Annotated in this window: 19 protein-coding genes; 12 read left to right on the top strand and 7 right to left on the bottom strand. The window is 64.0% G+C overall.

All coding sequences use genetic code 11. The features are described 5' to 3' along the window. Window positions 1-167 precede the first annotated feature (167 nt). Complete coding sequence (locus tag ACP150_RS08640; protein WP_424966187.1) at window positions 168-1,916, top strand: sigma-54-dependent Fis family transcriptional regulator; 1,749 nt, start codon at window positions 168-170, stop codon at window positions 1,914-1,916. Between the two features lie 150 nt (window positions 1,917-2,066). Beyond that, complete coding sequence (locus tag ACP150_RS08635) at window positions 2,067-3,866, top strand: NAD(P)/FAD-dependent oxidoreductase (RefSeq protein ID WP_424966186.1); 1,800 nt, start codon at window positions 2,067-2,069, stop codon at window positions 3,864-3,866. A gap of 60 nt (window positions 3,867-3,926) precedes the next feature. Here the strand turns inward: ACP150_RS08635 and ACP150_RS08630 are convergent, their stop codons facing one another. Beyond that, the gene (locus ACP150_RS08630) at window positions 3,927-6,365 is read right to left on the bottom strand and encodes a GcvT family protein (RefSeq protein WP_424966184.1); all 2,439 of its coding nucleotides are present in this window, start codon (window positions 6,363-6,365) and stop codon (window positions 3,927-3,929) included. Window positions 6,366-6,534: 169 nt separating this feature from the next. Here ACP150_RS08630 and ACP150_RS08625 point away from each other — a divergent pair, with 169 nt between their 5' ends. Beyond that, on the top strand, window positions 6,535-8,061 hold the full coding sequence (locus ACP150_RS08625) for a trimethylamine methyltransferase family protein (RefSeq protein ID WP_424966183.1): 1,527 nt from the start codon (window positions 6,535-6,537) through the stop codon (window positions 8,059-8,061). 3 nt (window positions 8,062-8,064) lie between these two features. On the opposite strand, the gene ACP150_RS08620 is transcribed toward ACP150_RS08625, so the two are convergent. Together ACP150_RS08620 and ACP150_RS08615 are read right to left on the bottom strand one after the other, a co-directional pair. Then, window positions 8,065-9,009, bottom strand: a complete 945-nt coding sequence (locus tag ACP150_RS08620; protein ID WP_424966182.1) for a LysR family transcriptional regulator — start codon at window positions 9,007-9,009, stop codon at window positions 8,065-8,067. 112 nt (window positions 9,010-9,121) lie between these two features. Continuing rightward, entirely contained in the window at window positions 9,122-9,880 is a 759-nt protein-coding gene (locus tag ACP150_RS08615; protein ID WP_424966181.1) for a DeoR/GlpR family DNA-binding transcription regulator, read from the bottom strand. Window positions 9,881-10,110: 230 nt separating this feature from the next. Between ACP150_RS08615 and glpD the strand changes: the two genes are divergently transcribed. From glpD to ACP150_RS08580, 7 genes are all read left to right on the top strand, one after another. Further along, the gene (gene glpD / locus ACP150_RS08610) at window positions 10,111-11,697 is read left to right on the top strand and encodes a glycerol-3-phosphate dehydrogenase (protein ID WP_424966180.1); all 1,587 of its coding nucleotides are present in this window, start codon (window positions 10,111-10,113) and stop codon (window positions 11,695-11,697) included. Window positions 11,698-11,710: 13 nt separating this feature from the next. Then, complete coding sequence (locus tag ACP150_RS08605; RefSeq protein WP_424966179.1) at window positions 11,711-12,799, top strand: ABC transporter ATP-binding protein; 1,089 nt, start codon at window positions 11,711-11,713, stop codon at window positions 12,797-12,799. Between the two features lie 12 nt (window positions 12,800-12,811). After that, window positions 12,812-13,888, top strand: coding sequence for an ABC transporter ATP-binding protein (locus tag ACP150_RS08600; protein ID WP_424966178.1), 1,077 nt, complete (start codon window positions 12,812-12,814; stop codon window positions 13,886-13,888). Then, a complete protein-coding gene (locus tag ACP150_RS08595; RefSeq protein WP_424966177.1) occupies window positions 13,888-14,757 on the top strand; it encodes a carbohydrate ABC transporter permease in 870 nt (289 codons plus the stop codon). Before ACP150_RS08600 ends, ACP150_RS08595 begins: the two co-directional genes overlap by 1 nt. 3 nt (window positions 14,758-14,760) lie before the next feature. Beyond that, window positions 14,761-15,645, top strand: coding sequence for a carbohydrate ABC transporter permease (locus ACP150_RS08590; RefSeq protein ID WP_424966176.1), 885 nt, complete (start codon window positions 14,761-14,763; stop codon window positions 15,643-15,645). Window positions 15,646-15,666: 21 nt separating this feature from the next. Continuing rightward, window positions 15,667-15,939: a DUF2160 domain-containing protein gene (locus ACP150_RS08585; RefSeq protein WP_424966175.1), complete on the top strand. Its 273-nt coding sequence runs from the start codon at window positions 15,667-15,669 to the stop codon at window positions 15,937-15,939. A gap of 77 nt (window positions 15,940-16,016) precedes the next feature. Continuing rightward, entirely contained in the window at window positions 16,017-17,738 is a 1,722-nt protein-coding gene (locus tag ACP150_RS08580; RefSeq protein ID WP_424966174.1) for an ABC transporter substrate-binding protein, read from the top strand. Between the two features lie 182 nt (window positions 17,739-17,920). On the opposite strand, the gene ACP150_RS08575 is transcribed toward ACP150_RS08580, so the two are convergent. After that, the gene (locus ACP150_RS08575; protein WP_424966173.1) at window positions 17,921-19,246 is read right to left on the bottom strand and encodes an amidase; all 1,326 of its coding nucleotides are present in this window, start codon (window positions 19,244-19,246) and stop codon (window positions 17,921-17,923) included. Between the two features lie 122 nt (window positions 19,247-19,368). Between ACP150_RS08575 and glpK the strand changes: the two genes are divergently transcribed. Next, the gene (gene glpK, locus ACP150_RS08570) at window positions 19,369-20,856 is read left to right on the top strand and encodes a glycerol kinase GlpK (RefSeq protein ID WP_424966172.1); all 1,488 of its coding nucleotides are present in this window, start codon (window positions 19,369-19,371) and stop codon (window positions 20,854-20,856) included. A 228-nt stretch (window positions 20,857-21,084) separates the two neighbouring features. Here glpK and ACP150_RS08565 read toward each other — a convergent pair whose 3' ends face one another. The 3 genes from ACP150_RS08565 to ahcY form a co-directional block, all read right to left on the bottom strand. Next, window positions 21,085-21,426 carry a DUF2853 family protein gene (locus ACP150_RS08565; protein WP_424966171.1) on the bottom strand — a complete coding sequence of 114 codons (342 nt, stop codon included), beginning with the start codon at window positions 21,424-21,426 and terminating at the stop codon, window positions 21,085-21,087. A 180-nt stretch (window positions 21,427-21,606) separates the two neighbouring features. Then, window positions 21,607-22,410, bottom strand: coding sequence for a PRC-barrel domain-containing protein (locus ACP150_RS08560; protein ID WP_424966170.1), 804 nt, complete (start codon window positions 22,408-22,410; stop codon window positions 21,607-21,609). Between the two features lie 96 nt (window positions 22,411-22,506). Then, window positions 22,507-23,895: an adenosylhomocysteinase gene (ahcY, locus tag ACP150_RS08555; protein WP_424966169.1), complete on the bottom strand. Its 1,389-nt coding sequence runs from the start codon at window positions 23,893-23,895 to the stop codon at window positions 22,507-22,509. A 148-nt stretch (window positions 23,896-24,043) separates the two neighbouring features. Here ahcY and ACP150_RS08550 point away from each other — a divergent pair, with 148 nt between their 5' ends. Further along, window positions 24,044-25,015 (top strand): glycosyltransferase family 8 protein, encoded by a 972-nt coding sequence (locus ACP150_RS08550; protein WP_424966168.1) that lies wholly within the window; start codon window positions 24,044-24,046, stop codon window positions 25,013-25,015. Window positions 25,016-25,017: the final 2 nt, after the last annotated feature.

Below are 25,017 nucleotides of genomic sequence, written 5' to 3'. Positions count from 1 at the left end.
CTGCACGACCGTAGCAAAAATCATGTCATCTCGCTACGCGCCGAAGGTCGGAGTTCACCGTCTCGTGAGACCGCCCCCCGGCATGCAGGGCACCCGCCACCAAAGCAGTGTCGCCTTGACGCTGCGTCCTTGCTAGTCTGGCCCGGGATTGGCGAGGGGAGGACGCCATGAGCGATCTGGCACATGTCACGGAGATTGACCGTGTCGTCAGCGGCAAGGCCGTCAGCAACGGGCGCGATGCGATCGTCACCGAAAGCTGGCGCCGCTGCATTGATACCTATGGGCTGAACCCGACCAGCGCGGATGCCCCCCATATCGTCACCGATACGCAATTGCGCGCCCATCGCGAGCAATCGGAGCGGCTGATCGCCGTAGCGCGGTCGGGGCTGCAGGGGCTGTTCCGGCAGGTGGCCGGGCAGAATTACGTGCTGCTTCTGGCCGATGCGCAGGGGGTTTGCGTCGATTTCTTCGGCGATCCGCGCTTCGAGGATGAGTTGCGGCGCGCCGGGCTCTATCTCGGGTCGGACTGGTCCGAGGATCTGGCCGGAACCTGCGGCGTGGGCTCCTGCATTGTGACGGGCGAGGCGGTGACGATCCATCAGGACGATCATTTCGGCATCGCGCATACGCCGCTTTCTTGCACGGCGGCGCCGATCTACGACTCGCTCGGACAGCTATCGGCGGTGCTCGACATCTCGCTCTTGCGCTCGCCCGGCCCGAAATCGAGCCAGAATCTGGCCATGAGCCTCGTAAAGTCCTCGGCCCGACGCGTCGAGATGGCCAACCTGATGACGACGGCGCGACGCGACTGGGTGCTGCGTTTCTCGACTTCGCCGGAATTCCTCGAGGTCGATCCCGAGGCCGCCGTGGCGCTGGACGGCTCCGGCCGGATCATCGGCATGACCCATGCGGCGCAGACAGTGCTCGGGGCCGAGGACCCGGCAACCCTGATCGGAACGCGGATCGACACGGTGATGGAGGTCTCGATCGATGACCTGCCGGACCTGATGCGCGGGCGACCCACCGAGGACCGGGTGCTGCGGCTGCGCGACGGGCGCGGCGTGTTCGGCCACGCCATCGCCCCGCAGGCCCCCCGGATCTCGCGCCCTGCCGCCCCGGTCGAAGCGCTGCCGGGCCCGTTGGACAGTTTCGCGGGGCCCGATCCCGTGCTGACACCTCTGCTGCGGAACCTCGCGCAGCTCGCGCGGACCCAAGTCCCCTTGCTGCTGGAGGGCGAGACCGGCACCGGGAAGGAACGGCTCGCCAGGGCGATCCATCTTTGCGGCCCTCCGGGGCAGGGTTTCTCGGTGCTGCGCTGCGCCGGGCTGGTCGAGGCAAAGCTGCCCGAGACCGCGCAGGGCACGCTGTTCCTCAAGGGGGCGGCCGATCTCGACACGGCCGGGCAGGCGGCTGTGCTGAACCTGATCGAGGCGCGCTCGGACCTGCGGGTGATCGCCGCCAGCACCGAGGATCTGGCCGGTGCGGTTCGCGCCGGGCAATTCCGCGCCGACCTCTATTTCCGCCTCGCCGGGCACCGGGTCGAGATCCCGCCCCTGCGCCTGCGCCATGATCTCGACTGGCTGATCACCCGGATGATGCGGCGCTATTGCGCGCAGGAGCTCAGCCTCTCGCCCGCCGCCAAGGCAGAGCTGGCCGCCCGCCCCTGGCCCGGCAATATCCGCGAGCTTCAGGCCGCGCTCGACGTGGCCGCCGCCGTCACCGAGGGGCAGGTGATCGACCTGCCGGACCTGCCCGCGCCCGGTCTGATGGCGCGCCCCGAAGCCCCGGAAGAGGACCTGCAGAGCCTGCTCGATGCGTGCAACTGGAACATGTCCCAAGCCGCACGACGACTGGGCGTGAACCGGTCCACCGTGTTGCGCCGGGTGCGCAAGGCGGGGCTGACACCCCCCTCTTGATGCGATGCGCGCCCTGTTGCGCGGTGTTGCGCGCGCAACGCCCCTGCCCGGCGCAGGGGCTTTTTTGCTCCCATCCCCGGCCCGGGCATAGCCGTGGGACGCACTTGTCGGGCAGGCTTGCCCCCGACAGCGCACAATCGGGAGGACGTGATGCTTGATACAACCGTGACAGACCAGACAGAGGCCTTCCTCGAAAGCTTCGGCAAAGCCCTGGCAGACGAAGATATCGCCGGGGCCGTCGAGATGTTTCAGGACGATTGCTACTGGCGGGACCTCGTGACCTTCACTTGGAACATCAAGACGGTCGAGGGCAAGGCGCAGGTTGAGGACATGCTGAAACACCAGCTGGCCACGACCAAGCCGCGCAACTGGCACGTGGCCGAAGGCGAGTTTGCCACCGAGGAAGATGGCGTGACCACCGCCTGGATCACCTTTGAAACCGATGTCGCGCGCGGCTACGGTCTGATCCGCCTCAAGGAAGGCAAGATCTGGACCCTGCTCACCACCATGGTCGAGCTGAAGGGCCATGAGGAGCCCAAGGGGTTCGACCGCCCCCTCGGCGCGAAACACGGGGCGGGCCGCAACCGCACCACATGGGCCGAAGAGCGCGAGGCGGAGCTGACCGAGCTCGGCTATTCGACGCAGCCCTATTGCGTGATCATCGGCGGCGGACAGGGCGGCATCGCCATGGGGGCGCGGCTGCGCCAGCTTGGCGTGCCCACGATCATCGTCGAGAAGAACGACCGCCCCGGCGACAGCTGGCGCAACCGCTACAAGTCGCTCTGCCTGCATGACCCGGTCTGGTACGATCACCTGCCCTATCTCAAGTTCCCCGAGAACTGGCCGATCTTCAGCCCCAAGGACAAGATCGGCGACTGGCTCGAGATGTATACCAAGGTGATGGAGCTGAACTACTGGACCCGCACCACGGCGAAATCGGCCAGCTTCGACGAGGCGGCGGGCGAATGGACCATCGTGGTGGACCGCGACGGCGAAGAGGTCACCCTCAAGCCCAAGCAGCTTGTGATGGCCACGGGCATGTCCGGCAAGGCGCGGATGCCCGACTTCCCGGGTATGGAGAAATTCAAGGGCGACCAGCACCATTCCTCGAGGCATCCGGGTCCGGACGCCTATAAGGGCAAGAAATGCGTGGTGGTCGGCTCGAACAACTCCGCCCATGATATCTGCGCGGCCCTCTGGGAAGGCGAGGCGGATGTGACCATGGTTCAGCGCTCCTCAACCCATATCGTGCGCTCGGATACGCTGATGGATGTGGGCCTCGGCGCGCTCTATTCCGAGGAGGCGGTGAATGCCGGGGTAACCACCGAGAAGGCGGACCTGATCTTTGCCTCCCTGCCCTACCGGATCCTCCATGAGTTCCAGATCCCCGCCTATGCGGAGATGAAGGAGCGCGACAAGGAGTTCTATGCCGGGCTTGAAAAGGCAGGCTTCTGGCTCGACTGGGGCGATGACGAGAGCGGGCTCTTCATGAAATACCTGCGGCGCGGATCGGGCTATTACATCGATATCGGCGCGAGCCAGCTCATCATCGATGGCGAGGTCAAGCTCAAGCGCGGGCAGGTCACCGAGGTGGTCGAGGACGGCGTGATCCTCGATGACGGGACCAAGCTCGAGGCGGATCTGATCGTCTATGCGACAGGCTACAACTCGATGAATGGCTGGGTCGCGGACCTGATGGGTCAAGACAAGGCCGACCAGCTTGGCAAGGTCTGGGGTCTCGGGTCGGACACGACCAAGGACCCCGGTCCGTGGGAAGGCGAACAGCGCAACATGTGGAAGCCGACCCAGGTGCCGAACCTCTGGATGCATGGCGGCAACCTGCACCAGTCGCGGCATTACTCCCAGTTCCTGTCGCTACAGATCAAGGCCCGGATGGAGGGTATCCCCACCCCGGTCTATGGCCTCCAGGATGTCCACCACCTGTCCTGATGGCCCCGGCCGGTCCGCAGCAGACCCCTGCGGGCCGGCACCTTTCCGCGCCGCCCGGGCTCAGGCCCGAACGCGCGCCATCTGCGGATCGTAAAGCCCCCGTTCGGTGATCTCTGCCGCAACCTGTGTGCCGAGCACATCCACCGTCAGCCCGGTCTCGGGCGCGCCGGGTTTGAGGAAGGCATAGGCCAGATTGGCCCCGACCCGGTGGCCATAGCCCCCGGATGTCACTGTCCCCACGACCGCATCACCGCACATGACCGAGGCCCCGGGATGAGCCGCCGCATGGGGCGCATCAGCCCCGCCGGGCAGGCGCAGGGTCACGAGCCGATGCCGCGCGGCCCCCTCCCGTGCCAGCAACGCTGCCTTGCCGATGAAATCAGGCTTGTCCGGCGTCACGAAACGGTCGAGCCCCGTCTCATAGGGGTCGAACTCCGTCAGGATATCCGCCTTCCAGTGCAGGTAGCCTTTCTCAAGCCGCATGGAGTCCACCGCCCGCGCCCCGAAAAGGCGTAGGCCATGGGCCTCCCCCGCCGCGCGGAGGGACAAGTAGGCGGTGTAGAGGGACGCATTGGGCACATGGATCTCATAGGCCAGCTCCCCCGAGAAGCTTACCGCCATGACCGTCACCGGCGCGATCCCGACAAAGGCCTCGCGGACCGAGAGCCAGGGGAACCCTTTGGCCGACCAGTCGCCGCGGCTGACGGCGCTCAGCACTTCGCGCGCCTTGGGACCGGCCAGCACGAGGATCGTCTGGTCATTGGTCAGGCTGCGCAGCTGCACATCCTCATCCTTGCGCAGATTCTGGGCCAGCCAGTCCATGTCATGGAACTCCGCCGCCGCCGCCGAGCCGTACCAGATCCGCGCCGGGCCGCGATCCGAGGCGGGCAGACGGGCGAGCGTCGCTTCGGCCTTCACCATGCCGTGGTCGTTGAGCAGATAGGTCAGGCCGACCCGCCCGTCCTTGCGGGGCATCCGCCCGCAGATCATCCGGTCGAGGAAGCTCTCGGCATCGGCCCCGGTGATCTCGATCCGGTTGAACCCGTTCACCTCACACAGCCCGACGGCGGTCTGCACGGCGGCGACCTCTGCGGCCACCAGCGCCTCTGCCTCGTCAAAGCGGAAGCTATGGGTGATCTCGAACCCGGGGTCGGGTTTGAAAAGCTCCGCGCGCTCCCACCCGTTGACCACCGTGAATTCCGCACCTTCGGACGCCAGCACCGGGGTGAGTGGCGTGGTCTTGGCCATGCGCCCCGCCGGGCGATGCTCGTTCGGGAAGTGGAAGCGGAACTCGTTCTGGTAATCCTCGATGGCTTTCAGCCCGGTCAGTTCCACATTGGCATGGCCCGTGAAACGGCGCGGATCGAGACCCCAGGTGTCATAGACCGCCTCGCCATGGACGATCTGCTGGGCGAGCAGCCAGCCATGACCGCCCCCCTCGCCCAGACCCGCGCGCAGACCGATGATGCAGAACGCATTGCGCTTGCCCGGGATCGGACCAACCAGCGGCGCGCCGTCGATGGTGTAGGTGATCGGCCCGTTGACGACGGTGTGGATCCCGACCTCCATCAGGGCGGGCATCCGTTCGAACGCGCCTTCGAGCACATCGGTGATCCGGTCCAGATCATCCGGGCAGAGCGCGTTGACGAAATGCGGGTCGATCCCGTCCATGCCCCAGGTCTTGCAGTCCTGCTCGTAGAACCCCACCAGCAGCCCGTTCTTTTCCTGTCGGCAGTAATAGTCACTGATCGGACAGCGTAGCAGCGGCATCCGGTGCCCGGCCTCGCGGATCGCGGGGATCTCTTCGGTGACGAAATACTGGTGCTCCATGGACATGACCGGGTGATGCACCCCCATCATCGCGCCCACCTCGTTCACCCGGTAGCCGCAGGCATTCACCACGATCTCGCAGGCGATATCGCCCTTGTCCGTATGGACGGTCCAGCTGTCATCGGCGTGCTGGGTCAGCCCGGTCACCGGCGTGTTCCGGTACACTTCGGCCCCGGCTTTGCGGGCGCGCCGCGCCAATGCCTGACACAGCTGCGCCGGGTCGATATCCCCATCGCTCGGATCCCAGAGCCCGCCCAGCAGGTTCTCGGTGGAGATCAGCGGGTGCCGCCGGGCGCATTCCGCCGCATCCAGCACCTCGAACTCGACCCCCATCCCCCGCGCCATGGAGGCGAAGTGTCGGTAGCCATCCATCTGCGCCTCGGTATTGGCGAGCCGGATGCCACCATCCCCATGTTTGTAGTCGACCGGGTAGTCCGGATCATCGCGCAGCTCCTGGTAGAGGGCGATGGAATGGGACTTGAGGCCCACCATGGTCTGGGTCTGGCCGAAATTGGTGACCTGCGCCGCCGAATGCCAGGTGGTGCCCGAGGTCAGCTCGTCCCGTTCCACCAGCACGACATCGGTCCAGCCCTCGCGGGTGAGGTGATAGAGGGCCGAGCAGCCAGCGATTCCACCGCCAATGACAACGACGCGGGTCTGGGTCTTCATGGTCAGGCCTTTCCGTTTTCTGCCCCTAAAGAGGAAAAACCGGGCCCAAGGGTCAATCACAGACCGCAGTTTCGCCATTTTTGCAATTCTAGTTCCCGAAAATCGCAATCTGAAAAAACCGTATTGCCAGATTTGCAAGGCTGGCGTCCCATCGCCTCTAGGAGGCGCCATGGCTGACACCCGACAGAAATCCCGCAGATCCGGGCGCTCGGCCCGACTGGCCCAACGGGCCAAACCGGTGGCGGTCAATCCGGCCCCGCCCGGCGTGCCCGGTGGGGTTTATCGCCCGCTCAGCGACAGCGACATGGTGCAGATCTATGGCACCGCCCTGCGGCTTCTGTCCGAGCTTGGCATGGGCGAGGTGCCCAAACGGCTCTGGGACGATTTGCTGGCCGCCGGAGCGGAGGATCTGGGCGGCGAACGGATCGGCCTGCCCCGCGCCCTTGTCGAGCAGTGTATCGATACGGCGCCCAAGACCTTCACCCTTCATGCCCGTGACCCGGAACGCTCGATCGAGGTGGGCGGCGACAAGGTCTATTTCGGCACGGGCGGCGCGGCGGTGAACACGCTGGACATGGAGACCGGGCTCTATCGCCCCTCGACGCTCGCGGATCTGCATGATTTCGCCCGCTTGCAGGACAAGCTGGAAAACGTGGCCTGGTTCACGCGCTGCTGCGTGGCGACGGATGTGCCGGACAATCGCGATCTGGACATCAACACGGTCTATGCGCTGGTGAAGAACACCACCAAACCCATCGCGACCTCCTTCACCCTGGGCGAATACGTGGCACCGGCGGTCGAGATGCTGGACATCGTCGCGGGCGGCCCGGGCAAGTTTGCCGAGCGGCCCTTCCTTACGGCACATATCAGCCCCGTGATCTCGCCCATGCGGTTCGGCGAAGACGCGATCGATGTGATCTACGAGTGCATCGCCCACAACATCCCCGTCAACTGCATCACCGCCGCCCAGGCCGGGGCCACCGCACCCGCGACCATGGCCGGGTTCCTCGCCCAGTCCCTCGCCGAGACCTTGGCGAGCCTCGTGGTGGTCAACGTGATTGCGCCGGGCTTTCCGATGATCTTTTCGAACTGGCCCTTCGTGATCGACCTGCGCAGCGGGGCCTTTGCCGGGGGCGGGGGCGAGACAATGCTCTTGAACGCGGCATCGGCGCAGCTGTCCAACTGGCTCGACCTGCCCTCGGGCGTGGCGAGCTCGATGACGGATGCCAAGGCGATCGACGCGCAATATGGCTATGAAAAGGGCATGACCAGCGCGGCGGCGGCCCTTGCGGGCGGCAACCTGATCTATGAGAGCGCGGGCATGACCGCCTCGCTTCTGGGGGTGAGTTTCGAAGGCTTCGTGATCGACAACGAGATGCACGCCCTGACCTACCGAACCCTGCGCGGGGTCGAGGTGACCGAGGACAATCTCGGCTATGACGAGATCGTCGGCGCGGTGATGGGCGAGGGGCATTTCCTCGGCCTCGATCACACCTATCGCGCGATGGAGCGGGATTATCACTATCCCAAGCTTGCCGACCGCGCCCAGCCCAGCGCCTGGGCAGAGGAAGGCGCGCAGGATGCCTGGAGCCGCGCCAAGCTCACGGCCCAGAGCATCCTGGCCGAGCATCACCCGGCCTATCTGACCGAGGAGCAGGACGCGGCGATCCGCGCGACGTTCAAGATCCTCGACTGAGCCTCAGCCGTCGATCAGGCGATAGCTGTCCTGCAACCAGGGATAGGCCTCGACCGTGGGGGCGATGCGGTGCCGCACCAGCAGGCTGCGCACGGCGCTCGCCACGCTGCGGGCGACCTGCTCGGCCTGTGGATCGGCGACAAAGATCGAGATCCGCCGCGCGAACCCCTTGCGCGGAAAAGGCACCAGCCGCACATCGCTCTGGAACCGACGGGTGCGGGCATAATTGCTCGGCGTGGTGATCGCCCAGCCATCCCCCTGAGCGATAAGGGCCATGATCGACGAGGTACTGTCGAACTCGAAGCTGGTTTCCAGATCCAGCCGCAAGCGCACGAGCTGCGCCTCGATCAGGCTGCCGAGGATGTGGGCGCGGTTGTAGCGCAGAAAGGGCAAGCCCGCGCTACCATCGAGAAAGGCCTCGGGCGGCAGGGACAGGGAGGCGGGTACGGCCAGCACGAAAGGATCGCGCAGCACGGGAAACTCGACCACATTCGGCAGCGGGGTCTGGGGCTGGGTGGCCATGCCCATGTCCAGATCCCGCGTCCGCAACAGATCGAGGATCTCGTGACTGACCCGGGTCAGGTGGATGAACTGGCATTCGGGCAGCTGCGCGGCCAGCATCCGGGTGATCTCGGGGCCGATATCGGTCTCGAAATCGTCGATCATGGCAAAGCGCAGGCGCCGCAGGCTGTTCGGGCTGGCCGCGGTCATCTCGGCCTGGGCACTGTCGAGCAGGCCCAATACCTCTTCCACCGTGCGCAGATAAGCAAGGCCTTGGGCCGTGGGCACCATGGGACGGCGACCATGATCCACGAGCGGCACACCCAGATGCGCCTCCAGCGCCTTGAGCTGGTTCGACACCGCACTGACGGATTGGCCCGTCGCCTCTGCCGCGCCCTGCACCGTGCCGGACTGGACCACATAGCGAAACACGCTCAGCCATTTCATGGACGGGTAAGAGGCCAGCGCGGATCCCTCCGGTCAGATCAGGTGCCGGACCAAGATGCAGGAATTGGCGCGCCACGCAACCGCGCGCAGAGGACCAAGCGGGCCAGACCGGTCAGGTCACCACGACCCGCGTGCCCGCATCCCGACAAAGCGCCGTGCAGGCCGGTGGAATGGCCTGATCGGTGAAGACCGCGTCCATATCGGCGAGCGTGCCGATCCGCACCGGCGCCTTGCGGTCGAATTTCGAGGCATCGGCCACGAGAAACACCTGATCGCTGCGCCCGATGATGGCGCGGCTGACGCCGACCTCCTGCACGTCATAGTCGAGGATCTCGCCCTCCTCATGCAGGGCCGAACAACCGATCACCGCGTAGTCAAAGCGGAAATGGGCGATCGCATCGCGCGCGCGCTCGCCGATCAGGCCACCATCCGAGCGGCGCAGATGGCCGCCAGTGACCACCACCTCGATCTCGTGATTGCTGGACAGGATGGTCGCGATATTGATGTTGTTCGTGACCACCAAGAGGCCGACATGGTGCGAGAGTTCAGCCGCGACCGCCTCGGTGGTGGTGCCGATATTGAGGAATACCGCGCAGTCATTCGGGATCTCGCGGGCGCAAGCCCGGGCGATGTCCACCTTGGCGGACTGGTTGAGCTGCCGCCGTTCGGAATAGCCGATGTTGACCGTGGTCGACGGCAGGATCGCGCCACCATGGACCCGTTCGAGCTGTCCGCTATCGGCAAGCTCGGACAGATCCCGGCGAATCGTCTGGGGCGTCACCCCGAAATGACCGACCAGCCCTTCGACCGTCACCTTGCCCTCGCGCCGCGCGATATTGATGATCTCGGGCTTTCGGATGGTTTGCGGCATGGTCGGCTTTCCAGTCTGTCTTTCCAAGTTGTAGCGCGGTTTTGCGCGTTTGCGCAAATTTCATGCGCGTTCTGCCTTGAAAACGAAGATCTGCGGCCCGAAAAGAATCCCGAGAACACAGAGGTTTGCGCGATAACGAGCGAAAACGAACAAAAATTTCTTCCTTTCATGATCGTTTTTTGCCAGAAACGAAGAAAGTCTCTGGAAACAGAGCTGGGGGGAGAACCAGAATGAACACGTCGTTTGACCTGCTTGTCATTGGGGGCGGCATCAATGGATGCGGCATCGCCCGGGACGCGGCGGGTCGGGGTTTGAAGGTCGGCCTGGCCGAGATGAACGACATCGGGTCGGCAACCTCTGCGGCCTCCACCAAACTGTTCCATGGCGGGTTGCGCTATCTCGAGTATTTCGAAATCCGGCTGGTGCGCGAGGCCCTGATCGAGCGCGAAACGCTCCTGCGGGCGATGCCGCATATCTCGTGGCCCATGCGCTTCGTGCTGCCCTATCACAAGAGCATGCGGTTCGATTCCTCGACGCCGACCTCCAAGCTTTTGGGCGTACTGATGCCCTGGATGAAGGGCCGGCGCCCGTCATGGCTGATCCGGGTAGGGCTGTTCCTCTATGACAATCTGGGCGGTCGCAAGATCCTGCCCGGCACGCGCAGCCTCGATCTGCGCAGCGCGCCCGAGGGCAAACCGCTCGATCCGAAATTTGAGAAGGCCTACGAGTATTCCGATTGCTGGGTCGAGGATTCGCGGCTCGTCGTTCTGAACGCGCGGGATGCCGAGGCGCGGGGTGCGTCGCTCCTGCTGCGCGAGAAGGTGGTCTCGGCCCATGTGGAAGACGGCCTCTGGCATGTGGCGTTGGAAAACACCGTCACCGGCGAGAGCCGTGTGGTCCATGCCAAGATGGTCGTGAACGCCGCCGGCCCCTGGGTGAGCGATGTCCTCCATGGCGTGCTCAAGAGCAATGCAAGCGATGGCGTCCGCCTCGTGCGCGGCAGCCATATCGTCACCAAGCGCCTGTTCGAGCATGATAAATGCTACTTCTTTCAGGGCTCCGACGGACGGATCATCTTCGCGATCCCCTATGAGACGGATTTCACCCTGATCGGGACCACGGATGCGGATCACACGGATGCCTCGCGCAAGCCCGAGATCACGCCCGAAGAGCAGAGCTATCTGATCGCCTTCATCAACAAGTACCTCGCCAACCCGATCAGCGATGCGGACATCGTCTGGACCTATTCCGGCGTGCGGCCTCTCTATGATGACGGGGCAAGCACGGCGGCGGCGGCGACCCGGGATTACGTCCTCAAGGTCGATAGCAGCCGCGGCGCGCCTGCGCTGAACGTGTTCGGCGGCAAGATCACCACCTATCGCTGTCTCGCCGAGAGCGCGATGGAGGAGATCGGCAAGGAACTTTCGGTGACCAAGGGGCCCTGGACCGCTGGCGTGCCCCTTCCGGGCGGGGATTTCCCTGTGGATGGGGTGGCCGATCTGGTCGCCGGTCTGCGCGAAAGCTTTCCCTTCCTGACCGAGCGCTGGGCGCTGCGCCTTGTGCGCGCCTATGGCGTCGAGGCCCGCGAGATGCTGGGCACGGCGCAAAGCGAAGCGGATCTTGGCAAGGACTTCGGCGCGACCCTGACGGCGCGCGAAGTGGAATGGCTTATGGATAAGGAATACGCCCGCGAGGCGGCCGATGTCGTCTGGCGGCGAAGCAAACTGGGTCTGCGTCTGGACAGCGATGCCATCGCAGGGTTGGATGCCTGGATGACCGAACGGCTCAGGTCATCGCACGCGGCAGCGGCGGAATAAGGGGGGAGGCCGAATGACACTCGAACTCAAGACCGTGTCTAAGGTCGTGAATGGGCAGACGCATATCTACCCGACGGATCTGACTCTGCAGAAGGGCACGATGAACGTGTTGCTGGGGCCGACCCTGTCGGGAAAGACCTCGCTGATGCGGCTGATGGCGGGGCTGGATGTACCCACCGAAGGCCAGATCATCTGGGAGGGCACGGATGTCACCGGCATGCGCGTGCAGGACCGGCAGGTCGCGATGGTCTATCAGCAGTTCATCAACTACCCGTCCATGACGGTCTATGACAACATCGCCTCGCCGCTGCGGCTTCTGGGCAAATCGAAATCCGAGATCGATGCGGCGGTGCGCAAATCCGCCGACCTGATGCAGCTCTCGCCCATGCTGGAGCGTAAACCGCTCGAGCTCTCGGGCGGGCAGCAACAGCGCTGTGCCCTTGCCCGGGCATTGGTCAAGGATGCGGGGCTTGTCCTGCTGGACGAGCCATTGGCCAATCTCGACTACAAGCTACGCGAAGAGTTGCGGGTCGAGATCCCCAAGATTTTCGAAGAGGCCGGGTCGATCTTCGTCTATGCCACGACCGAGCCCGAAGAGGCGCTTTTGCTCGGCGGCAACACCGCCGCCATGTGGGAAGGGCGCGTGACACAGTTCGGCCTGACCCCGGATGTCTATCGCCAGCCGGTGGATGCGACCACGGCACGGGTCTTCAGCGATCCGCCCATGAACTTCCTCAAGGTGCGCAAATCCGGCGACAGCATCACCTTTGGCGACGGTCAGAGCGCCCGCGCCACGGGCCAGATGACCGGCCTCGCCGATGGCAATTACCTCGCGGGCTTCCGGCCCAACCATGTAGAGATCGTCTCCCATACCGAAGGCGCGATGGAGTTTGAAACCCGGCTGATCGTGACCGAGCTTACGGGGTCGGAAACCTTCGTCCATCTCGATCACCATGGCGAGAAATGGGTCGGGCTGGTGCACGGGGTCCATGACCTCGAACTGGGCGCGGCCCTGCAGGTCTATCTCGACCCGCGCCATGTCTACATTTTCCGCGAAGACGGCGCGCTGGTGGCCCCGGCGTCCTACGCGCAAGCCGCGTGAAGGAGCAGACAGATGGCCAAGATCACCCTGGACAACCTCGCCCATTCCTACCTGTCCTCGCCCAAGAGCGAGGATGACTACGCCCTCAAGGAGCTCAACCACGCCTGGTCCGATGGCGAGGCCTATGCCCTGCTGGGCTCGTCGGGCTGCGGGAAATCGACCCTTCTCAACATCATCTCGGGCCTGTTGGAACCCAGCCAGGGCCGGATCCTGTTCGATGATCAGGACGTGACCCACGCCAGCACGGCGGATCGCAACATCGCGCAGGTGTTCCAGTTCCCCGTGGTCTACGACACGATGACCGTGCGCGATAACCTCGCGTTTCCGCTGAAAAACCGCGGCGCCAGCCCGCAATACATCGCCGAGCGCGTGCAGCAGATCGGCGCGATGATCGGGATGGAGGCGATGCTCGACAAGCGCGCCCGGGGCCTGACGGCGGATGCTAAGCAAAAGATCTCGCTCGGGCGCGGCATGGTCCGCGAGGATGTCAACGCGCTCCTGTTTGATGAGCCGCTGACCGTGATCGACCCCCATATGAAATGGGAGCTGCGGACCCAGCTGAAATCCCTGCACCACGAGTTCGGGCACACGATGATCTACGTAACCCATGACCAGACCGAGGCGCTGACCTTCGCGGACAAGGTTGTGGTCATGTATGACGGGCGGGTCGTCCAGATCGGCACGCCGCAGGAGCTGTTCGAGAAGCCCGAGCACACCTTTGTCGGCTATTTCATCGGCTCGCCGGGCATGAATGTCATCCCCGCCGCGATCGAGCGCAACATGGCCAATGTCCATGGCGCCGAGCTGCCCCTCGCCAAGGCCTTCGCGCCGCTGTCGGGCAAGGTCGAGCTGGGCGTGCGTCCGGAATACGTCACCCTGACCGAGGGCGAGGGCCTGCCGGTGCAGGTGCGCCGGGTCGAGGATGTGGGCCGCCACAAGATCATCCGCGCGGACCTCTTCGGGACCGAGATCAACATCGTGGCGGGCGAAGACACCGCGATCTCGCCGGACATGACCCGGGTCACCTTCGATGCGGATCACGTGAACGTCTATGTGGACGATTGGCTCAAAGAGGGGGAGGCCGCCTGATGGAAAAGACAGTCAACCAGAAGGCGTGGTTCCTGATCATCCCGGTGCTGCTGCTGGTGGCCTTTTCGGCGGTGATCCCGGTGATGACCGTGGTGAACTACTCGGTGCAGGACACGTTCGGGAACAACCAGTTCTTCTGGGCCGGGATCGAATGGTATGCCGAGATGCTCCAGTCCGAGCGGATGTGGAACGCGCTGGGTCGCCAGCTCATGTTCTCGGGCATCATTCTGGCCATCGAGATTCCCCTCGGGATTTTCGTCGCGCTCAACATGCCCAAAAGCGGGTTCTGGTCGAGCTTCTGCCTCGTGATGATGTCCCTGCCCCTGCTGATCCCGTGGAACGTGGTCGGCACGATCTGGCAGATCTTTGGCCGGGTGGATATCGGGCTTCTGGGCTACACGCTCGACGCGCTGGGGATTGAGTACAACTACACGCAGGACGTGCTTGCGGCCTGGGCCACGATCATCGTGATGGATGTCTGGCACTGGACCTCGCTGGTGGCCCTGCTGGCCTTTGCCGGGCTGAAATCGATCCCCGATGCCTATTACCAGGCGGCCAAGATCGATCAGGCATCCCGCTGGAACGTGTTCCGCTATATCGAGCTGCCCAAGATGATGGGCGTGCTGATGATCGCGATCCTGCTGCGCTTCATGGACAGTTTCATGATCTATACCGAGCCATTCGTCGTCACCGGCGGTGGGCCCGGCAACGCCACCACGCTTCTGTCGATCGATCTGGTGAAAATGGCTCTGGGGCAGTTCGACCTCGGCCCCGCCGCAGCCTTCTCGATCATGTATTACCTCGTGATCCTGACGATCAGCTACGTGTTCTACACCGTCATGACCACCATGGACAAAAAGGAGGGCTGAGCGATGACCGACGCCACGAGCACTCTGAGCCCTGCGGCCAACAGCACCGCCGCCCCTGCGGCGGCCACCACCCGCCCCCGGCGCTTCCCGATCAAGGGATCGACCGTGGTCATGACGCTGTATCTCCTGTTCCTGCTGTTGCCGATCTACTGGCTGCTGAACATGAGCCTGAAGACCAATACCGAGATCCTGAACACCTTCTCGCTCTGGCCCAATGACCTGACCTTCGCGAATTACGCGACGATCCTGACGGATCCGGCGTGGTATATGGGCTATGTGAACTCGTTGATCTACGTACTCATGAATACGGCGATCTCTCTGGCGGTGGCGCTGCCTGCGGCCTATGCCTTCAGCCGGTATTCGTTCATGGGCGACAAGCACCTGTTCTTCTGGCTGCTCACGAACCGCATGGCCCCGCCCGCAGTTTTCGCCCTGCCCTTCTTTCAGCTCTATTCCTCGGTGGGTCTGTTCGACACCCATATCGCCGTGGCGCTGGCCCATTGCCTCTTCAACGTGCCGCTCGCGGTCTGGATCCTCGAAGGCTTCATGCGCGGCGTCCCGAAGGAGATCGACGAGACCGCCTATATCGACGGCTACAGCTTCGGCAGCTTCTTCGTGAAGATCTTCATGCCGCTGATTTCGTCGGGCATCGGCGTGGCCGCGTTCTTCTGCTTCATGTTCTCCTGGGTCGAGCTTTTGCTCAGCCGCACCCTGACCACGGTGGACGCCAAGCCGATCTCGGCGATCATGACCCGAACCCAAGGGGCCGCCGGCATCGATTGGGGCGTGCTCGCCGCAGCGGGTGTGCTGACGATCATTCCGGGCGCGCTCGTGATCTACTTCGTCCGTAACTACATCGCCAAGGGCTTCGCCCTGGGCCGCGTTTAACTCAGCCGGGAGGGACCTGATATGGACTGGATGGCTTGGACCTGGCCGACGGCGATCTTCTTTATCTGCATTGCCACGATGCTCATCACGCTCACCGTGCTGGCCATTAAATTCCCCGAGACGCCCCGCAAGGGTGTGCTCGGGATGGAGACGACCCGCGGGGACCGTCTCTTCATCACGCTCCTCGGCTCGGCCTTTATCAATCTGGCCTGGCTGGGCGTGATCGGCGCCAATCAACCTTACGCGCTGATCGTCTGTCTGATCTATGCTGCGGCGGTGTTCCGCTGGGTATAGGGAGGAAACGGCACCCCACGGACATAGCGGGTCCGCGGGATGCCTCATAAGTCTTTGGTTTCCATAGGGAGGAAATGATGACCTACACGCTAAAATCAAGTACGGCGTTCGCGCTGGCACTTGGGATGATCGGGGCGCCGGCATATGCCGATATGGACGCGGCCCGCGCATTCCTGGATGCCGAGATCGGCGATCTGTCCGTCCTGTCCCGCGCGGATCAGGAAGCAGAGATGCAGTTCTTCGTGGACGCGGCCGCGCCGTTCCAGGGCATGGACATCAAGGTGGTCTCCGAAACCATCGCGACGCACCAATATGAGAGCGAAGTGCTCGCCCCCGCCTTCGAGGCCATCACCGGTATCAAGGTCACCCATGACCTGATCGGCGAAGGCGACGTGGTGGAAAAGCTGCAGACGCAAATGCAGTCCGGCGAGAACATCTATGACGCCTATATCAACGACAGTGACCTGATCGGGACCCACTGGCGCTACCAGCAGGTGCGCAACCTGACCGACTGGATGGCGGGCGAAGGCGCGGATGTGACGCTGCCGACGCTGGATGTGGATGACTTCATCGGCACCTCCTTCACCACCGGTCCCGATGGCAAGCTCTACCAGCTGCCGACCCAGCAATTCGCGAACCTTTACTGGTTCCGCTATGACTGGTTCAACGACGAGAAGAACAAGGCCGACTTCAAGGCGGCTTATGGCTATGACCTCGGCGTTCCGGTCAACTGGACAGCCTATGAGGACATCGCCGAGTTCTTCACCGGGCGCGATCTGAGCCATCTGGGTGTCGAAGGCGAAGTCTTTGGCAACATGGATTACGGCAAGAAAGACCCGTCCCTCGGCTGGCGCTACACCGATGCGTGGATGTCCATGGCCGGAATGGGCGACGTGGGCGAGCCGAACGGCCTGCCCGTGGACGAGTGGGGCATTCGTGTGAACGAGAACTCCCAGCCGACCGGGTCCTGCGTGGCACGTGGCGGGGCGACCAACTCTCCGGCGGCGGTCTATGCCGTGACAAAGGCCATCGAATGGCTGCAGAAGTACTCGCCCCCGGCAGCCGCTGGCATGACCTTCTCCGAAGCCGGTCCGATCCCGGCGCAGGGGAACGTTGCCCAGCAGATGTTCTGGTACACCGCCTTCACCGCGGCCACGGTTGACCCCGACCTGCCCGTGATGAACGAGGACGGCACGCCCAAGTGGCGCATGGCCCCCTCGCCCCATGGTGTCTACTGGAAAGAAGGCCAGAAGATCGGCTACCAGGACGCTGGGTCCTGGACCCTGATGCAGTCCACCCCGGTGGATCGCGCCAAGGCAGCCTGGCTTTATGCGCAGTTCGTGGTCTCCAAGACTGTCGACCTGAAAAAGTCCGATGTGGGTCTGACCTTCATCCGCGAGAGCACCATCGACAGCGAGCACTTCACCGAGCGCGCCCCGCGTCTCGGCGGTCTGGTGGAATTCTACCGCTCCCCGGCCCGGGTCGCATGGTCGCCCACGGGCACCAATGTTCCGGATTACCCGAAGCTGGCACAGCTGTGGTGGCAGAACATCGGTGACGCCATGTCCGGCGCCAAAACCCCGCAAGAGGCGCTCGATGCGCTTTGCTCGGATCAGGAGCGTGTTCTCCAGCGTCTCGAGCGTGCGGGCGTTCAAGGCGACCTGGGTCCGGTGCTGAACGACGAGATGAGCGCCGACCACTGGTTCTCGCAGCCCGGCGCCCCCTACGCCAAGCTCGAGAATGAGGACGAAGAGCCTCAGACCGTCGCCTATGACGAGCTGATCAAGTCCTGGCAGTAACCCAGGTCTGACCGATCACGGGGCGGGCTGCTTTGGCGGCCCGCCCAATCCCGGCCCAGCGCGGAATGCGCACCAGAGAGCCGGATCAGATGATGAGATCTCCGCAAGCCCGCCCGATGCAGATGCCACAGCCCGCCTTTCCGCAGGACGCGCCCCGCGCGCAGGCTTGGCCCGGTCGCCGCTCAGAGCGTCTCGAGATATTCCGACACCCACATCGCCTTGGCCAAAAGCGCCTTGTCCTCGCCGCGCCGTCCGACGAGCTGCACGCCCAGCGGCAGTTCTCCGTCGCCATGGGGGAGCGGCAGCGTGATGCAGGGCGTGCCCATGAAGGTCCAAAGCCCGTTGAAGATCGAATCCCCCGTGCTTTCGAGCCCATGGGGGGCCGCGCCCAGCGCTGGCGGGCAGAGCAGGCAATCGACCTCGCCGAACACCTCCTCCAGTCCGGCATAGAGCGGTTCGCGCTGGCGCAGGGCGGCGACGTAATCGGTGGCCGCCGTGGCCGCGCCCTCGTCCATCGCGTTGCGGGTCACCTCGCTCAGCAGGTCCCAGCCCGCGCTGCGGTACCGCCGGTAATGCCAGGCCATCTCGACGGAGTTGATCACGGCGCGCTGCTCGGCCACATGGGCGAAGCCCTCGGGCAGGGTGACGGGCACCGCGCCGAGATCGGCGGCCAGCGCATCGAGGCGGCTCTGCATCTCGGGGCTCGCACGCTCCCATTCCGGGGGGTGGACATAGCCGAAGACCGGGCGGCGACTGGCCGCGCGCAGGACCGGCGCACCCGCATCCTCGCGGATCCGGGCCGGGTCACTGCCCTCGGGCGCAACCAGCAAGGCAACCGCGATGGCCGCATCCCGGGGATCGCGGGCAAAAACCCCCAGCGTGTCGAGCGTATGGGATTGCATGCAGACCCCATCGCGCGGGATGGCATCGAAGCTTGGCTTCACGCCCACCACACCGCAGAAGGCCGCCGGACGGATCACCGACCCGCCGGTCTGCGTCCCGATGGCCAGCGGCACCATGCCTGCGGCCACCGCTGCGGCGGACCCCGCCGAGGACCCACCGGGCGTGTGCGCCGGGTCATGGGGGTTGCGCGTGGCGGTCGGGTTCATGAAGGCAAGCTCGGTCGTCGTGGTCTTGCCCAGAATGACCGCCCCTGCCGCCCGCAGCCGCGCCGTGACCCAGGCGTCCGCCTCGGGGCGACGGCCCTGATCGGGCGGCGTGCCATTCGCGGTGGGCATGTCGGCGGTATCAATCACATCCTTCAGCCCGACCGGAATCCCGTGCAGCGGGCCGAGCGGAGCCCCCGCCGCGGCCTGTGCGTCGCAGGCCTTGGCCTGCGCCCGGGCGAGCTCCGGGTCGAGAAAGGCCCAGGCCCCGACCTCCGGCTCGCGGGCCGCAATGCGGGCGAGACAGGCGTCGGTCAGCTCCAATGCCGTCAATTCACCAGCGCGCAGCGCTTTTTGTAACTCAAGGAGGGTCAGGTCGGGGATCGTTTCAGGCGCTATCATGTCCGCAGTTGACTGCATTCTGTGCGATTTGGAAAGGATGAGAAATCACCCGGCCCGGATCGACAGACCGGGACCAAGCGCCTACACCTGAGCCTGCTTCAGCCAAGACCGGGGAGGGTCACGTGCGCCACATACTCGCCATTGATCAGGGGACCACATCGAGCCGCGCCATCGTGTTCGATGCAGAGATGAAAATCGTGGCCTCCGCCCAGGAGGAATTCGCCCAGCATTATCCCGATAGCGGCTGGGTCGAGCATGACCCCGAGGACCTGTGGCAGACCGTGCTGCGGACCTGCCGCGGGGCGCTGGACGAGGCCGGGTTGAGCGCGGGCGATATCGCCGCCATCGGCATCACCAACCAGCGTGAGACCACGGTTGTCTGGGACAAGGCGACCGGTGCCGCGATCCACAACGCGGTTGTCTGGCAGGATCGGCGCACCGCCCCCTACTGCGCCGAGCTTCGCGCCGCTGGGTCCGATGCGCTGATCACGGCCCAGACCGGGCTCTTGGCCGACCCTTACTTCTCGGGCACCAAGCTGAAATGGATCCTCGACACGGTCGAGGGCGCCCGGGACCGCGCCAAGGCGGGCGAGCTTCTGTTCGGGACCGTGGACAGCTTCCTGATCTGGCGGCTAACCGGCGGCAAGGCCCATGTGACGGACGCGACCAACGCCGCCCGGACCATGCTCTATGACATCCATAAGGGCGCCTGGAGCAGCGAGATCTGCGGCCTTTTCGACATCCCCATGGGCATGTTGCCCGAGGTGCTGGATTGCGATGCGGAGTTCGGTATCTGCGAACCCGAGCATATCGGCGCGGCGATCCCCGTGCTCGGCGTGGCCGGCGATCAGCAAGCCGCAACCATCGGACAAGCCTGTTTTGAGCCGGGCATGCTGAAATCGACCTATGGCACGGGCTGTTTTGCCCTGCTGAACACGGGCGATACGGCGGTGACCTCGACCAACCGCCTGCTGACGACGATCGCCTACCAGTTCGACGGCAAGCCGACCTATGCGCTCGAAGGGTCGATCTTCGTGGCCGGGGCCGTGGTGCAATGGCTGCGCGACGGGCTGGGGATCATCGCCAGCGCGGGCGAGACCCAACCGCTGGCCGAGACGGCCGACCCCCATGACCCGGTGATCCTCGTGCCGGCCTTCACCGGGCTCGGCGCGCCCTATTGGAATGCGGAATGCCGGGGCGCGGTCTTTGGCCTGTCGCGCGGCTCCGGCCCAGCGGAGTTCGCCCGGGCCGCCCTGGAAAGCGTCGGCTACCAGACCCGTGACCTGCTGGAGGCGATGCACAAGGACTGGTCCGCCTCGGGCGCGCAACCCACCCTGCGGGTGGATGGCGGCATGGTGGCCAGCGATTGGGCGATGCAGTTTCTGGCCGATATCATCGATGCGCCCGTCGACCGCCCCGAGATTACCGAGACCACGGCCATGGGCGTGGCCTGGCTTGCCGGGCAGAAGGTCGGGCTGTTCCCCGATCGTGCGGGCTTTGCCGAGAACTGGGCGCTGGAGCGGCGGTTCGAACCGGCCATGGAAGCCGAAACACGGGACAGCAAGTACGCCGCCTGGCAACGGGCCGTGGCCGCAACGATGCAGGCTTGACGCGAAACGGTCTCTGAAACGGAAATGGAGGGCCCCAACCCCTTAGGACCCTCCACCGTACCCACATGTTACTCTGACGAGCGCACCACACGTGTATCTGATTAGGGTCCTACCATCCTGGCGGGACACCTGATCAATACTGCAAACGCAGCATAATCCCAAACACCAAGTGCCTAAGATTTGCTGCGCTTTTTCCGAAAACGGACCTGCGCCCGCAGGCGCGGTGGGTCAGCCGTAGACGGCTTCTTTCCCGAAATGCTTGGTCAGCATGTAATAGACGACCGCGCGGTACTTGTTGCGCTCGGACTTGCCATAGGTCTCGATGACCGAATTGATCCCGTCCATAAGCTCCGGCCCATCCGCGAGGCCCAGCTTCTTGATCAGGAAATTGGTCTTCACGGTTTCGAGCTCGCCATCCTGCGAGCTGGCAACGGTCGAGGCGTCGGAATCATAGATCGACGGCCCGCAGCCAATGGTCACCTTGGTCAGCAGATCCATATCCGGATCCATGCCGCATTTGCTCTTCAGGTCGTCCGCGTATTTCGCAATCAGATCGTCGCGCTTGCCCATATCTCTGTCTCCCTGGGTGTTTGACCGACATGCCTTCGGCCTGAGCCAGAGACTGGCAAGGCTACGTCAAAAAATAAACCCCCACTCGTCTCATGAGCGGGGGACATCCAGGGCAGCACAGCACCCGGAACGCAAAAGGGGCCCGGCGTGTGCCGGACCCCTAGGCAAAATCAGCGCAAATTACGAGGCGCTGGTGAAATATGCCCCGGTCAGCAGGTCACCCAGGGGGATATCGTTGCTGATGTTCTCGGCTTCGGACTCGTCGTATTCCGGACGGGTCTTCAGAGCCTCTTCGGTGGCACCGGCCAGCATGAGGGTCTCGTCATCCTTCATGGAGAACTCTTCCAGCGGGACGGACACGGTGTACTCGCCCAGACCCAGGAATCCACCGATGCCGATGATGCCCATGGGCTTGCTTTCCGAACCGACCACGTAGTCAATCTCGCCGATCACATCGCCATCTTCGTTCACGACATTCATGCCGATGATGTCGGCAACGGTCAGCGTACCGGCATCGTCACCCCAATTCAGGTCCCAGTCGTTGGGCTCTGTCACCATGGTCGGTGCGGTGGCGGTTTCCACTTCGGTCTCGACATCGTTCGCCATGTCGCTGGCAGTGGTCTCGATCTCGGTTTCCGTCGACTCCATGGCGTTCTCGGCGTCATTCGCCATCTCGGTCACGGCAGCTTCGGCGTCTTCGGCGGCTTCAGACGTGGCGGTTGCCACATCGGACGCGCCCTCGGAGATCGCGTCACCGGCTTTCTCTGCCATGTCCTCGGCCTCGGCAGCGCCTTCGGAGATCGCGTCGCCAGTCGCCTCCGCCATATCCTCGGCATCGGATTTCATTTCAGCGACGCCTGCCTCGACTTCGGCCTTGGCCGCGTCATAGGTCGTTGCTTCGGTCTCTTTGTCCATCTCCGCAAAAGCGGCAGTGGTCATCAGCGCAGCAGCCGCTGCGGTCGAAAGAAGATGCTTAACAGTCATCATGGCCTCCATACTGGTGGTTGTTCGTGATGCTGTCTCAACACGCAAACGCCGCCGGAGTTTCATCCGACGGCGATTTTCTTCGAAGAATCTTTTTTAGTAGCGGTAGTGTTCGGGCTTGTAGGGGCCGTCGACGGTGACGCCGATGTAGTCCGCCTGCTCCTTGGCGAGCTCGGTCAGCTTGGCACCGACCTTGGCCAGATGCAGCTTGGCAACCATCTCGTCCAGATGCTTGGGCAGGACATAGACCTCGTTCTTGTACTGGTCGCCCTTGGTCCAGAGCTCAATCTGCGCGAGCACTTGGTTGGTGAAGGAGGCCGACATCACGAAGGACGGATGCCCGGTCGCATTGCCGAGGTTCAGCAGACGGCCCTGGGACAGCAGGATCATGCGGTTGCCCGAGGGCATTTCGATCATGTCCACCTGATCCTTGATGTTGGTCCATTTGTGGTTCTTCAGGGCGGCGACCTGGATCTCATTGTCGAAATGGCCAATATTGCCGACGATCGCCATATCCTTCATCTCGCGCATATGCTCGATGCGGATCACGTCCTTGTTGCCGGTGGTGGTGATGAAGATATCCGCGTCTGCCACGGTATCCTCGAGTGTCACGACCTCGAACCCGTCCATCGCCGCCTGCAATGCGCAGATGGGGTCGATCTCGGTGACCTTCACACGCGCGCCCGCCCCGCGGAGCGACGCCGCAGAGCCCTTGCCCACATCGCCATAGCCGCAGACCACGGCGACCTTGCCCGCCATCATCGTGTCCGTGGCGCGGCGGATCCCGTCCACGAGGCTTTCCTTGCAGCCGTACTTGTTGTCGAATTTCGACTTGGTCACGCTGTCATTCACATTGATCGCAGGGAAGGGCAGCTGGCCGTCGCGCATCAGCTCGTAAAGACGGTGCACACCGGTCGTTGTCTCTTCGGAGACGCCCTTGATCTGGTCGCGCATCTTTGTGAACCAGCCGGGGCTGGCCGCCATGCGCTTGGCGATCTGTACCTTGATGACGGCCTCTTCTTCCGATTGCGGGACGGCGATGATCTCTTCGCCCGCCTCGGCCCGTGCGCCGAGCAGGATGTAGAGCGTCGCGTCGCCGCCATCATCGAGGATCAGGTTCGGCCCCTCGGGGAACATGAAGGACTTGTCGAGGTAATCCCAGTGCTCCTCAAGGCTCTGACCCTTGATCGCGAAGACCGGGATGCCCGCCGCCGCGATCGCCGCCGCGGCGTGATCCTGGGTCGAAAAGATATTGCAGGAGGCCCAGCGCACATCCGCGCCCAGCGCCACCAGCGTCTCGATCAGAACCGCCGTCTGGATCGTCATGTGCAACGAGCCGACGATGCGCGCACCGCTCAGGGGTTTGCTCTCGCCATACTCTTCGCGCAGGGCCATCAAGCCGGGCATTTCGGTTTCGGCGATGTCCAGTTCCTTGCGACCGAACTCGGCGAGGGAGACGTCTTTGACGGTATAATCGAGCGACACCGGGATCATCCTTCTGCGTGCATCTGCGTTTGTTCCCGTCGCAGTAGCACCAGAGACCTTGAACAACAATGTCGGATCAGGTTTGGGTTCAGTCGGCAGCGCCTTTGGCGCAAGCTGCCCATAAGACCACAGAAGACCGGAAAACCACGTGACAGATGTCCGTCTGATTCAATCGAACGCGCCCGCCGCACACCGTCGCGCCATCGGGTTCTGCAGCGACACACGATACCTGCCCTTCGCCGCCTTTGCCGCCAGCCAGATCGCGGCACTGCACCCGGAGCGAACATTCGACATCTTCATCGTCTCGAACGAGGCCCTGCCCGAAATCCCGGTTCTGGCCCGCCATGGTATCCGTCTGTTGCAGGTCGATATGGGCACGCGGTTTACGGGGTTGCGGCTGGATGCGCGGCGCACCGAGGCGGTCTATCTGCGGCTCGCGCTTCCGGCCCTGCTCGCCGAGACCTATGACCGGATCCTCTATCTCGATTCCGACATCTACTGCGCCCGCGACGGGATGAGTACGCTGCTTGATGCGGACATGCTCGGATCCGCCGTGGCGGCAGTGCGCGACAATATCCAGTGGCGCACACCCGGGCGGCAACCGGAACAGTATCGCAGGTTCGGTTGGCCAAGCGGTCCCTACTTCAACTCCGGTGTGACCATGATCGACACAGAGGCCTTCGGTCAGCAGGATCTCGAAGCGCGCTGCATCGCCTTTGGTCAAGAGCACAAGGACCGGCTGGTGGGTCATGATCAGACCTTGCTGAATTGCGTGCTGCGCGGGGCATGGGCCGAGATGTCGCCGCGCTGGAATTGGCAGTTCACCTGGGCGTCATCGCTCTTTGCGCTGACGGAGGATGCGCGGATCCTTCACTTCATCGGGCCGAAAAAGCCGTGGCAGACCCATGACGGTGTGTTTCCCGGGTTCATCACCCGGGCCTTCCGGGATTTTCTGGCGACGCATTTCCCGGACAGATGCCCGGAGCCTGCGGCGCAGACGCCGCTACAGGACCGAAGCAAGATGATGAAATCCATGGGCAAGCACATGCTGTCCTGCCACAAGATGGCCGCTTACCTGGCGCGGTTTCCCGATGACATGGTGCTGCAGACGCCCGGTTGAGG

The organism is Dinoroseobacter sp. S375, from assembly GCF_049800775.1.
In the GTDB taxonomy this organism is placed as follows: domain Bacteria; phylum Pseudomonadota; class Alphaproteobacteria; order Rhodobacterales; family Rhodobacteraceae; genus Dinoroseobacter.
The sequence above is the reverse complement of the archived record's forward strand: the minus strand, read 5'-3'. Positions and strand labels throughout refer to the sequence as shown.